Below are 12,146 nucleotides of genomic sequence, written 5' to 3'. Positions count from 1 at the left end.
TCTGCCGGGACCTCTTGCAGACCCTGCCGTGCGCCGGTAAACTGCGCAGCTCTTCGGGCGGTTAGCTCAGCGGTAGAGCACTACCTTGACATGGTAGGGGTCACAAGTTCGATCCTTGTACCGCCCACCACTTTTCCATAAAGCGAGAAGTGGCTTGAAGAAAGCGATAAAGGAGCCTTTTACGGCTCCTTTTTTGTTGCGCGATATGCGCCAGTTGTAAAGCGAGTCCTGGTCGAAGGCCACTGATCCGGCTTTGCGCATTCATCGCCGAACAGGCTCATGGTGCCAACGGCGCGGGTTGGTGTCGTTTGTTCCAGGGCGAGGCGACTTCCTGCACCGATCCTGATCGCTACCAGGTTCATTCCGCTGGCCAGCCCGTCGTTAGCACCGCGATCCAGTTTCAGCCGAAACCGGCATTCGAATGTGTCGGCATTGTTCTTGGGCAGCCGATTCGCTGAGACCACGCCGACTTCGAGCGGTACTTCGCGAATCAGCGACTGCTGGCGAGGTGGGAGGACGGGTAGCCCGTGTACTTTGCGCGATTCGTCTCCCTGGCGCAGGAGAAACGAACCCGATTGGCCTTCCCGCGGCTCGTCACCCAAATTCACTGCACTGGCGAATGCCGGAAGTTCGCCCTCGGAGATCATGTACATGCGGTCGCCCCAGGGGACAGGTATGACGTGGTCAGCAAAACCGATGCCTTTCGGATCGTTGGGCTGCTCGTACTTCAGAAGCAGACTGCCGTCCGCTTGAGGAACCACCTTTCCCTTGTTAGCTGCGTAAGTACCAAGGCAGCCCCTCCACGTGGCAGCAATGCCCGAACGCGGCGAGACAGATAGGTGGACGTTCTGGCCCAGGCCATCGCCGAAATAATAGTCGCCAGCCCAGGCAGCGCTCGGGGTCGTGGAATTTTCTTTGCCTACGGCGGCGTGTTGTGCGGCGACGGCATGTTCGAACGTTTTTTGGTTTGCAACGTCTTGGGAGTGCTCCGCCTGCGGTGAGGCAAGTTGGCGCGCCGACGCATGGCCAATGCAGGCGCTGCCGAGCAGCATCAAAGACACGCCGAGCTGAAAAAGGTAGCGGTTTTGCGCGAGCGAGTACACGATCCCTGTCTCCCCGTAAGCTGAAACGCCGCAGTCGGCTTCCGTCAATAGTAAATGAGTTCGTTGGTCCAGAGCGGGCCTGGGCCACGCATCCCGAGCAGACTCGATACCCTGCCACCGTGGCTTCGCCCGCGCATGGCTAAGGCACAGTGCCCACGTCATCTGTCGCCTTGGACGGATAGGCCTCTCGCCGCGGACGCATCAACCTACTGAGCACAGCCAGCGAAATCGGTCGGAATTCTCATGACCTGACCCACGCCCCTGGCCCACGCTAGCCACGACCCTGGCTAAGACATCTCGTCCAGCAGGAAGCGATCCCATGGAGCAACCCGTGCGTAAACGTGGCCCGCGTCAGCCTGATCGGCCCTATCCGTCCACCCGTTCCACGAGAAGCCGGTCGCACGAACTGCTTCCGGGCGATCCCCTCTTCGTCGCTGTCCAGGGTATCCAGGGCACGATGCACGAGATGCAAGGCAGCATGCACGACATGCAGGGCAGCATGCACGACATGCAAGGCACCGTGCACGACCTGCAGGGCACGATGCAGGTTATGCAAGCCACGATGCAAGGCATGCAGGCTACGGCGATCGAGATGCAGCTGGCCGCGCGCGAGACGCAGGCAGCGATGCGTGACATGCAGGCAACGTCACATGACATGCAAACCAAGCTGGCGCGGATCGACGAAAGAACCGTGGCGATTATTCAACGTGTCGACGGCCTTGACGATCGTCTGGGAAGGTTCGAGGTCAATGTAGACACGCGATTCAACAAGGTGGATGAGCGTTTCAACAAGGCTGGTGACCGGTTCGATAAGGTGGATGCGCGCTTCGACAAAGTAGATTCCCGGTTCGAAAAGGTCGATGACCGGTTCGGTAAGGTTGAAACTCGTTTTGGCAGGGTCGAATCCAGGGTCAGCGACCTCAGCGACTGGAAGCAACGTGCAGCTGGCATGTTGATCGCAAGTACCGGTCTGCTGGCCATCCTCGGCTATCTCGCTGACGCCATTCCCAAGTGGATCGGCGTCGTTGCGCACTGACCTCGGTGCGACTCCATGGAAAAGGCAATGAGTAAACGCAGGGGAACACCTCGGCATCGACCCCGCAGGGCGGAATTAGCCGCGACTCCTGCTGTGATTAACGTTCCCAGCGACTCCGTCGCCGCCGCCTTGGTCGACATTCAGATTCAATTAGTGCGCATGGATGGACGGTTCGACGGGATCGACAGACGGCTCGATGGCATCGACAGACGGCTCGACGGGATCGACGTCCGGCTTGACGGAATCGATGTCCGCCTCGACGGGGTCGACGCCCGAATCAAGGAAGTCTCGGCTGAGGTACACATCCTGACCCGCTGGAAGGAGCGAGCCTTGGGAGTCATCCTGGCGTCCGGCGTTTTTGCCGCCATGCTGGCGTTTGCCGTCAACGTCGCGAAGATGTTCGTATCCAGTCCGTCGTAGGCCGCGCGCCTCCACCATTCGACCCGCTACACTCACGCCTTTCCCGATGGAGCGCCGTGCGTGGCCTATCTACTGATCAAATCCCTGCACATCGTGTTTGTCATTGCCTGGATGGCGACGGTGTTCTATCTGCCGCGCATCCTCGTGAATATCGCCGAGGCGGGCAACGAACCTGCCGTAAAGGCGCGGCTCGAGCTCATGGGGCGCCGGCTGTACAAGTTCGGCCACAGCATGTTTGGCGTGGCCCTCCTGCTCGGCCTCATCCTCTGGTTCTACTTCCACATCAGCGGTGGCTGGCTGCATGCGAAGCTTGCCCTGGTGGCGGTGATGCTTGGCTACTTCATCTGGTCGGGCCGGGCGCTTAAGCGCAGCATCGCCGGTGGGGCGCTGCCATCCTCGAAGGCGCTGCGTATTGGTAACGAACTGCCCGTGCTGATCCTGCTGGCCATCGTCTACCTCGTCGTCGCCAAGCCGTTCTGAGGTCTCGCCCCGTGCGACCCGGATCGGTCATGATCGGTGCTGACCTTATGAACAGGGAATTCGCCGGTTGAGCGACGGGAACGACATCGCACCAGGCCTCATGGTGCTGCACGGCAACCGGCTCGAAGAGTTGCGGGATGTGCTCGTCGGTTGGTTGCGCCGGACGCCGCTCAGTCCCCTCGAGGATGAATGGGTCCTGGTCCAGTCCAACGGCATCGCCCAGTGGTTCCGGCTGGCGCTGGCGCGTTCCGTCGAAGACGGCGGGCTGGGCATCGCCGCTGCGGTCAAGGTCGAGCTGCCGGGGCGTTTCCTCTGGGTAGCCTACCGCGCGATCCTCGGTCGCGATGCCGTGCCTCCGGAGTCGCCCTTCGACAAATCCCGCCTGGTCTGGCGTTTGATGCGCCTGCTGCCGTCGGTCGCCCGCGAGCCCGCGTTCGAGCCGCTCGCCGCCTTCCTGGGCGCCGACGGTGACTCGCGCAAGTGTCACCAACTGGCCGAACGTCTGGCCGACCTTTACGACCAATATCAGGTTTATCGCGCGGACTGGCTCGATGACTGGGCCGCCGGGCGTGACGTATTGCGTGACGCGCGTGGCGCGGCGCCCGCGATGGCGGCGGCTGACCGCTGGCAGGCGGCACTCTGGCGGCGCCTGCTGGACGATGTCGGTGTCGAGGAGGCTGACGGCCACCGAGCCGCTGTGCATGCGCGCTTCCTCCGGGCCGTCAATGAATCCATCGAACGCCCAAAGGCTCTGCCGCGCCGTATCGTCGTGTTCGGTATGTCGTCGCTGCCGAGGCAGACGCTGGAAGCCTTGTCCGCGCTGGCTCGCTGGTCCCAGATCGTCCTCGTGGTGATGAATCCCTGTCGGCACTATTGGGCCGACATCGTCGACGACCGCGAGCTCCTGCGCGCAGAACGCCGTCGCCAGGCGGCGAAGCCAGGTATGCCGTCCGAGCTGTCCGACGACGACATGCACCTGCATGCCAATCCGCTCCTCGCTGCCTGGGGCAAGCAGGGGCGCGACTACATTCGTCTGCTCGACGAATTCGACCTTCCCGAAAGTTATCGCGAGCGCTTCCATGCCTGGGACCAGCGCATCGATCTGTTCGCCGAGCCAGCATCGGGCCACCTGCTGGGGCAGGTGCAGTCGGCCATTCTCGACCTCGAGCCGTTGCCGGCAACGCCCCGGCCGATCGACGACGGCGATACATCGATAGCCTTTCATGTGGCCCACGGACCGCAGCGCGAAGTCGAGATCCTTCACGATCAGCTGCTGGCGCGCTTCGAAGCCTCCGCGCAGGCCGGCGACCCCATCCTGCCACGCGATGTCATCGTGATGGTGCCGGACATCGAAACGTATGGACCGCACATCGATGCCGTCTTCGGCCGCGTGCCGCGTGACGATTCTCGCTTCATTCCCTACAGCGTTGCCGATCGCGCGGCGCGTGGCACCGTGCCCGTGGTCATGGCGCTCGACGTCCTGCTCGGCATGACGGAATCGCGGTTCGGCGCTGGCGAGATGGCCGATCTGCTCGATGTTCCTGCCGTACGCAAACGCTTTGGCATCGGCGAGGACGACCTCCCGCTGCTTCATCGATGGGTGGAGGGGGCGGGCATCCGTTGGGGTCTCGACGCAGCTCAGCGCGCGTCGCTCGACCTGCCTGCGCTCGAGCAGAACACCTGGGCCTTCGGTTTGCGTCGCATGCTTCTCGGTTACGCGGTTGGCGCGGGCGAGGCCTGGGGCGATATCGAACCCTATCCTGAAGTCGGTGGACTCGATGCCAGCCTGGTCGGGCCGCTGGCCGATCTGCTCGAGCGGTTGGGCGAACACTGGCACGCGATGCGCGAGCCCGCGTCGGCCACGGAGTGGGGCGTGCGCCTGCGTCTGCTCTTGCGCGACTTCTTCGAAGCGGCCGAGCCCGACGACGGCATGCGCATCGAGCGGCTGCGCGATGCACTCGACGAGTGGGAGCGGGCATGCATGGAGGCGTCCTTCGACGACGCCTTGCCGATCGACGTCGTGCGCGAAGCATGGCTCGGCCAGTTCGACCAGGGGGGCCTGTCGAAGCGTTTTCTTGCCGGCGCGGTGAGCTTCGGCACGCTGATGCCCATGCGTGCGATTCCGTTCCGTCTGGTCTGCCTGCTCGGCATGAACGACGGCGACTACCCGCGGGCGCGTCCTCCGATGGATTTCGACCTCATGTCCAGGCAGGGTGCCTGGCGGCCGGGTGATCGTTCCCGTCGCGAAGACGATCGCTACCTGTTCCTCGAGGCGCTGCTTTCCGCACGCGATGCGCTGCACATCGGCTGGGTAGGGCGCAGTGCGCGCGATAACGCGGAACGCGCGCCGTCAGTCCTGGTCGGGCAGCTGCGCGATTACCTCTCCGCCGCGTGGGAGGGGCAGGGCGGTGCCGCGCTCTTGCCCGTACTCACCGTCGAACATCCCCTCCAGCCCTTCAGCCACACCTATTTCCGCGCGAACGATCCCCGGTTGTTCACTTACGCCAGGGAATGGCGCCAGGCGCACGACGGCGTCGAACGCGTGCCCGACGCCGACCTCGCGCCGATCATCGTGGAACGCCCTATCGGCCTCGGCCTGCTGCGTCGCTTCCTGCGGCATCCGGTGCGCGAGTTCTTCCAGGCGCGCCTCGGCGTTCGCTTCGAGACCGCGGAGGCGGGTGGCGACGAGCAAGAGCCTTTCGCCGTCGACAGCCTGGGTCGCTTCGCCATGGCCGACGTGCTGCTGCGTGCCGCATTGCGCAGCGAAGGCGCCGCGACGCAGGCGATCGGTGACGCCGCGGCGAAGCTGCAGCGCAGCGGTGCCCTGCCCATGGGCGCTTTCGCGGCGCCGGTGCGCGTGGATATCGAGGCCGTCGCGAGCGCTGTTTACGGACGTTTCGTCACTGAGCGGCGCGCCTGGCCACACGACGCAGGCAAGCGTGAAGTGCGCATCGAGGTTGATGGGATCACCGTGGAGGACTGGCTGGCCGACCTGCGCGCCGACGATGACGGCCGGCTCGCTGCTTTTCTTCTGTCACCCTCCAACGTACTGGATGCTGACGGCACGCCGCGCGCGCACCGCCTTGTCATGCCCTGGGTCGATCATCTCGTCGCACAGGCAGCCGGCCTGGCCGTCACTACGCGCTACATCGGACCGGATGCCACGGTCGTGCTCACGCCGCTCGCGGCGGACGATGCCATGGCGATGCTGGCTACGCTGGTGCGCGCGTGGCGCGATGGCATGGCGACACCGAGGCCGGTCGCGGTGAAGACGGCCCTCGCCTGGCTGCGAGCGCCCTCGCCGGAAGAGGCGCCGCGCGTCGCGCGCGCCACGTACGAAGCCACGCATGAGCGCGCGCATGGCGAACTCGACGACGATCCCTACCTGCTCCGCGCCTTCCCGCGTTTTGCATCGTTGCTGGAAGCGGGCTTCGCCGAGTGCCTGGCGCCGTATCGGGATTTCCTTGGCGCCCTGCGCGTGGAGGTGTCATGAGCGTTGCCATGGAACCGCTGCGCCCGTTGGCCATGCCGTTGTCCGGCATTCGACTGATCGAGGCGAGCGCCGGCACGGGCAAGACCTGGACCATCGCGGCACTCTATGTGCGTGCGGTACTCGGTCACGGTATCCCGCAGCCCCTGTTGCCGCCGAACATCCTGGTCGTGACCTTTACCGAGGCGGCGACGCAGGAGCTACGTGAACGCATCCGTGCGCGCCTGGTGGACGCCGCCCGCGCCTTCCGCGCAGGCCAGTCGCAGGATCCGTTCCTTGCCGAGTTACTCGCCGATTACCCCGCAGCCTCGCATGCCGCCTGCGCGCGGCGTGTCGAGCTGGCGGCGCAGTGGATGGACGAGGCCGCCATCTTCACGATCCATGGCTGGAGCCAGCGCATGCTCACGCAGCACGCGTTCGGTAGCGGCCACGCATTCGTGCAGACACTGGAGCCCGACGAAAGTGAACTGCTCGCCGAATGCGTGCGCGATTACTGGCGCCAGGCTTTTTATCCGCTGGACGCACGCCAGGTGGCCGCGGTGCTTGCGGAGTGGAAGACGCCGGATGCGCTGATCCAGACGCTGCGACCGTTGCTCTTCGGCGGCGAGACCACCCTGAGGGTCAACGGCGAGGCGCTCGACACGACGGACGTCGGCGCGCTTTTCGCCAGCCTGCGTGACTGGGAAGACGAAGATGCCCGTCGCCTGGCTGCCGCGCGTGAGGCGTGGATGGGCGATGTCGAACGCATCGAGACCTTGCTGCGCGACGCCGTGCGATCCAAAGCGCTGAAGAACAACATCCATCAGCCGGCCTCCCTCGAGCGGAATCTGGCCGGGGTGCGCCACTGGCTCGAAAGTGGGGAGAAGGGTGCCGTCGATGTGGCGCGCTACGGCTCGTCCCGGCTCGAGGGGGCTGTCAGCAAGGGCGGTGCCCGACCTGAGCACCCGGCGTTCGGCGCCATCGGGCACTGGGACGAATGGCAGGCGGGTAAGCCTGCCATTCGGTTCGCAATCCTGGCGGACGCCGTCGAGCGCGTACGCGAGCGCTTTGCCGCGCAAAAGCGCCGGCGAGCGCAGATCGGCTTCGACGACCTGCTGTCACGCCTCGATCGCACACTGGCATCGGAATCCGGCGGCGAGCTGGCAGAGACCATTCGCAGGCAATATCCGCTCGCGCTGATCGATGAGTTCCAGGATACCGATCCCCTGCAGTACCGCATTTTCCGCGCGGTCTATGCTCGCAACCCGGATGTCGGCCTGCTGCTCATCGGCGACCCGAAACAGGCGATCTACGCATTTCGCGGCGCCGACATTCATACCTACCTGTCCGCGCGCAACGAAGCCGAAGCGCCGCGCTACAGCCTCGATACCAATCATCGATCGAGCGAAGGCATGGTCGCCGCGGTGAACGCGCTCTTTGCACGGGCAGAGAACCATCCGGGCGGCGCTTTTCACTTCGCCGAACAGGGCCTGCCCTTCAACCGGGTGCAGGCCCGTGGGCGGACCGAGCGCTTCGTCGTCGCCGGCGCTGACCAGCCCGCGCTGCACCTCTGGCTACTCGACGACGAAGTGCCGGTGGGCGTGCGTCTGTATCGCGAGCAGATGGCCGAAGCCTGCGCCTCGGAGATCGTGCGCCTTCTGGAGGCGGCAAAGGATGGGCGCACGGGATTCGCGCAAGACGGTGTCGTCACTCCATTGAAGCCGGCTGACATCGCGGTGTTGGTGCGTAGCCACAACGAAGCGTCGGAAATTCGTTCGGCGCTGTCGGCACGTCGCGTGCGCAGTGTGTTCCTCTCCGATCGGGATTCGGTGCTCGAGAGCATCGAAGCCCACGACGTGCTGCTCTGGCTTCGTGCCGTTGCCGAGCCCTCGTCGGATACCGCCATGCGGGCTGCGCTCGCCACGCGCACGCTTCTGCTGGGCTATGCCGAACTCGAAAGGCTGAATGTCGACGAGCGCCACTGGGAGCGCCGCGGCCAGGAGCTGTTCGACCTTCGCGAGACCTGGCGCCGTGCGGGCGTACTGGCGATGGTCCATCGGTTTCTCCACGTTTTCGATCTGCCGGCGCGACTGCTCATGCAGGCCGGTGGCGAGCGCGCGCTCACCAATCTGCTGCATCTCGCGGAACTGCTCCAGCAGGCGGCATCGACGATCGAAGGCGAGCAGGCGCTGATTCGCTACCTCGCTGATCGCATCGCGGATTCCGCCAGCCACACGGGCGATGACCAGGTGGTCCGGCTGGAAAGCGACGACGACCTGGTCAAGGTCGTCACCATCCACAAGTCCAAGGGCCTTGAGTATCCCCTGGTGTTCCTGCCCTTCGTCTGTGCGAGCGGCGGCTCGCGTCCGGGACAGGGGTATCGTTACCACGATGGCTCCGGAGCGCAGCACGAGCTGCTCTCGTCTGGCCATGAAGCCGCTGGCGAATCGGTGCGGGTGGCAAAGGAGGCCGCGGAGCGCGCTTCCCTCCAGGAGGACCTGCGCCTGCTGTACGTTGCCATGACTCGCGCCCGGCACGCCAGCTGGCTTGGTGTTGCGCCGGTCTGCTACAACGCGGCGAAGAATCCCCAGTTGCACCGGTCCGCCTTCGGTTACCTGCTGAGCGGTGGCCAGGAAATCGAGAACGGCGCCATCGAAGGCCTTCTGCGTGGACTGGCACAGGACGAGCCCGCCATCAGCGTCGACTACATGCCGGCGCCGGACGAACGCATCCATGTGGCGCCGGTGAGCGACGAGCGGCCGCTACCTGCGCGTGAGGCACATATGGCGAAGGCTGACCCGTGGTGGATCGCGAGCTACAGCGCCCTGCGCTACGCGGATAGCGAAGCGACCGCGCCGGAGACAGCCACCGACGATGTCATCGTCGAATATGCAGGCGAGACAGCGGTAGCTCCGGTGGAGGCCGCGACGATCCATGCCTTTGAGCGGGGCGCGGAGGCGGGCACGTTCCTTCACGACCTGCTCGAATGGATCGCGGAAGAAGGTTTCGCGCAGATCGCCGCGGATCCTGCCCGCCTGCGTGAAACCGTTGCCCGACGTTGCGAGCGTCGCGGCTGGGAGGCATCGATCGACGTGCTCAGTGAATGGTTACAGGTGTTGCTGCGTACGCCGCTGCCGCTTCCGGAGGGAGGATCGCTTGCCCTGGGCGCGCTGGACGATCCCTCGCGTTATCGCGCCGAACTGGAGTTCCTGTTCGAAGCGCGCCGCGTGGATACCCTGGCGCTCGACCGCGTCGTTCGCGCGTACACGCTGGATGGCTCCCCGCGGCCCATCCTTACGGCGGACCGCGTCAACGGCATGCTGAAGGGTTTCATCGATCTCATTGTCGAGCACGAGGGACGCTGGTACGTGGCGGATTACAAATCGAACTGGCTGGGCGTGGACGAGCAGGCTTACACGCCTGCGGCGATGCGTCGGTCCATCCTCGACTCCCGCTACGAGCTCCAGTACGCGCTTTACCTGCTGGCCCTGCATCGCCAGCTTCGCGCGCGGCTCGGGGATGCCTACGATTACGACACGCATATCGGCGGCGCCGTCTACATCTACCTGCGCGGCGTCGATGGAAATGGCCACGGTGTGCACGTCGAGCGACCCGTGCGCGCGATGATCGATGCGCTCGATGCGCTTTTCGAGGGAGTGCCCGCATGAACCCGCAGGTGCTGACCTGGCTCGACCGCGGCGTGCTGGAGGGAAAGCTGCGCGCGGTGGATCGCGCCTTTGCGCGCTTCAGCGCCAGCCTCGACGAGGGTGGCGATGGGCGCGTGATCATGGCGGCGGCATTGCTCAGTCGTGAGCTGGGTGAGGGTCATATCTGCGTCGAGGTCGAGGCGCTCGCCGCCGTCGAACCGATGCTGGCCGATGCGGAGAGCTGGCTGCTGACATCCTCCCTGGTCGGCTCGTCTGTCGGGGAGCCGAACACACCGCTCGTCCTCGATGGCGGGCTGCTCTACCTTCGTCGCTTCTGGCGTGACGAGGCGCGGGTCGCCGAGTCGATCGTGGCGCGGTTGGGGCCTGTCGACGTGCCTGCTGATCTTGCGCAAGAGCTGGATCGACTGTTTCCTGCCGATACCGATGGCCTCGACTGGCAGAGGGTTGCGTGTGCTATCGCTGCGCGCGGCGCCTTCGCTGTCATTACCGGCGGTCCGGGTACGGGCAAGACGACTACTGTGGTCAGGCTGCTGGGTCTGCTACAGACACTGGCGCATAAGCGTAACGAACCCCGCCTGCGCATTCGTCTGGCGGCGCCCACCGGCAAGGCCGCCGCGCGTCTCAACGCGTCGATTGCCGGCCAGATCGAGCGGCTCGATGTGGATGCTGCCGTGAAACAGGCAATTCCCGCTGAAGTCACCACCTTGCACCGTCTGCTCGGCAGCCGTCCGGACACGCGGGCTTTCCGTCACGACCGGGACAACCCGTTGCATCTGGATGTCCTCGTTATCGACGAAGCTTCGATGATCGACCTGGAGATGATGGCCGCGACGCTCGACGCGCTGCCGCGCGACGCGCGGTTGATCTTGCTGGGCGACAAGGACCAGCTGTCCTCCGTGGAGGCCGGTGCCGTGCTGGGTGACCTCTGCGCGCGCGCGGACGCCGGTCACTACGACCTCGCCACCCGCGAGTGGCTCGACGCGGTCTGCAGCGTCGACGTCGGTGCGTGGACGGATCCCGTCGATGCGCGGCCGCTGGACCAGCGCGTCGTGATGTTGCGTCGAAGCCGGCGCTTCGGCACGGATAGCGGCATTGGTGCCCTGGCGCAGGCGATCAATGCAGGTGACGCGGCCGCGGTCACGCGCGCCTTTGCCAGCGCGCGTGGCGATATTGCTGTCGTCGCGCCGGCACCGGCATCCATCGCGGCGCTGGCGATCGACGGCCGCGACGGAGCGCCCGGACATCGGCACTATCTCGACTGGATCGAGCGTGAGCGTCCCCCTATCGACGCGCCTTTCGACGCGTTCCAGCAGTGGGGAGCCGGTGCGCTTACGGCGTACGCGCGGTTCCAGTTGCTCTGTGCCACGCGCCACGGCGACGCCGGCGTGGACAAACAGAATGAACGCATCGCCCAGGGCCTTCTCGATCGCGGCCTGATCGAGGCGGTGACGGGGTGGTACGAAGGGCGCCCGGTCATGGTGACGCGCAACGATTACGCTTTGGGCCTGATGAACGGCGATGTGGGCGTCACACTCTGGGCGCCGGACGGGCAGGGCGGCATGGCCCTGCGCGTGGCCTTTGCGGTCATGGACGAGCAGGGCGGTGAGCGGGTGCGTTTCGTCGTGCCGAGCCGACTCTCCGCGGTGGACACGGCGTACGCCATGACGGTACACAAGTCGCAGGGCTCGGAGTTCGAGCACACGGCGCTGGCCCTTCCGCCGGAGCCGTCGCCGGTGCTGACGCGGGAGCTGGTTTATACGGGAGTGACACGGGCGCGCACCCACTTCACGCTGCTCGCCGCACCGGACATTCTTGGCTACGCGGTGTCTCGGAAGACGCGTCGGGCGTCGGGGTTGCTGCGTCGGCTGTTGTGACGCGAGCACCCATCGCCGATAAATCGGCTCCCACAAAAGCAGCCAGCTCCCTGTAGAAGCCGATTCATCGGCGATGCTCCTGCTCCCCGTAGGAGC

At 65.3% G+C, this 12,146-nt stretch carries 7 protein-coding genes and 1 tRNA gene; 7 read left to right on the top strand and 1 reads right to left on the bottom strand.

The window, feature by feature from the left end; genetic code table 11:
- The first annotated feature begins 55 nt into the window (after nt 1–55).
- Nucleotides 56–130, top strand: a tRNA-Val gene (locus tag ACVWWJ_RS17230).
- Between the two features lie 49 nt (nt 131–179).
- Here the strand turns inward: ACVWWJ_RS17230 and ACVWWJ_RS17225 are convergent.
- Nucleotides 180–1,103, bottom strand: coding sequence for a hypothetical protein (locus ACVWWJ_RS17225; protein WP_456968847.1), 924 nt, complete (start codon nt 1,101–1,103; stop codon nt 180–182).
- A 478-nt stretch (nt 1,104–1,581) separates the two neighbouring features.
- Here ACVWWJ_RS17225 and ACVWWJ_RS17220 point away from each other — a divergent pair, with 478 nt between their 5' ends.
- From ACVWWJ_RS17220 to recD, 6 genes are all read left to right on the top strand, one after another.
- Nucleotides 1,582–2,139, top strand: a complete 558-nt coding sequence (locus ACVWWJ_RS17220; RefSeq protein WP_456968846.1) for a hypothetical protein — start codon at nt 1,582–1,584, stop codon at nt 2,137–2,139.
- Nucleotides 2,140–2,232: 93 nt separating this feature from the next.
- Nucleotides 2,233–2,559: a hypothetical protein gene (locus ACVWWJ_RS17215; RefSeq protein ID WP_456968845.1), complete on the top strand. Its 327-nt coding sequence runs from the start codon at nt 2,233–2,235 to the stop codon at nt 2,557–2,559.
- Between the two features lie 60 nt (nt 2,560–2,619).
- Nucleotides 2,620–3,039 carry a CopD family protein gene (locus ACVWWJ_RS17210; protein ID WP_159894952.1) on the top strand — a complete coding sequence of 140 codons (420 nt, stop codon included), beginning with the start codon at nt 2,620–2,622 and terminating at the stop codon, nt 3,037–3,039.
- A gap of 67 nt (nt 3,040–3,106) precedes the next feature.
- A complete protein-coding gene (gene recC, locus ACVWWJ_RS17205; RefSeq protein ID WP_456968844.1) occupies nt 3,107–6,532 on the top strand; it encodes an exodeoxyribonuclease V subunit gamma in 3,426 nt (1,141 codons plus the stop codon).
- Nucleotides 6,529–10,176 (top strand): exodeoxyribonuclease V subunit beta, encoded by a 3,648-nt coding sequence (gene recB, locus ACVWWJ_RS17200; RefSeq protein ID WP_456968843.1) that lies wholly within the window; start codon nt 6,529–6,531, stop codon nt 10,174–10,176. Before recC ends, recB begins: the two co-directional genes overlap by 4 nt.
- Entirely contained in the window at nt 10,173–12,050 is a 1,878-nt protein-coding gene (recD, locus tag ACVWWJ_RS17195; protein WP_456968842.1) for an exodeoxyribonuclease V subunit alpha, read from the top strand. Before recB ends, recD begins: the two co-directional genes overlap by 4 nt.
- The last annotated feature ends 96 nt before the right edge of the window (nt 12,051–12,146 follow it).

It is taken from the genome of Luteibacter sp. HA06, from assembly GCF_054061215.1.
This window is presented reverse-complemented; position numbering and strand designations above follow the sequence as displayed.

Excerpts from the sequence above, each read along its gene's own strand:
- ACVWWJ_RS17220 (WP_456968846.1), top strand. The coding sequence starts at position 1,582 with ATGCACGACATGCAGGGCAGCATGCACGACATGCAAGGCACCGTGCAC.
- recD (WP_456968842.1), top strand. The coding sequence starts at position 10,173 with ATGAACCCGCAGGTGCTGACCTGGCTCGACCGCGGCGTGCTGGAGGGA.
- recB (WP_456968843.1), top strand. The coding sequence starts at position 6,529 with ATGAGCGTTGCCATGGAACCGCTGCGCCCGTTGGCCATGCCGTTGTCC.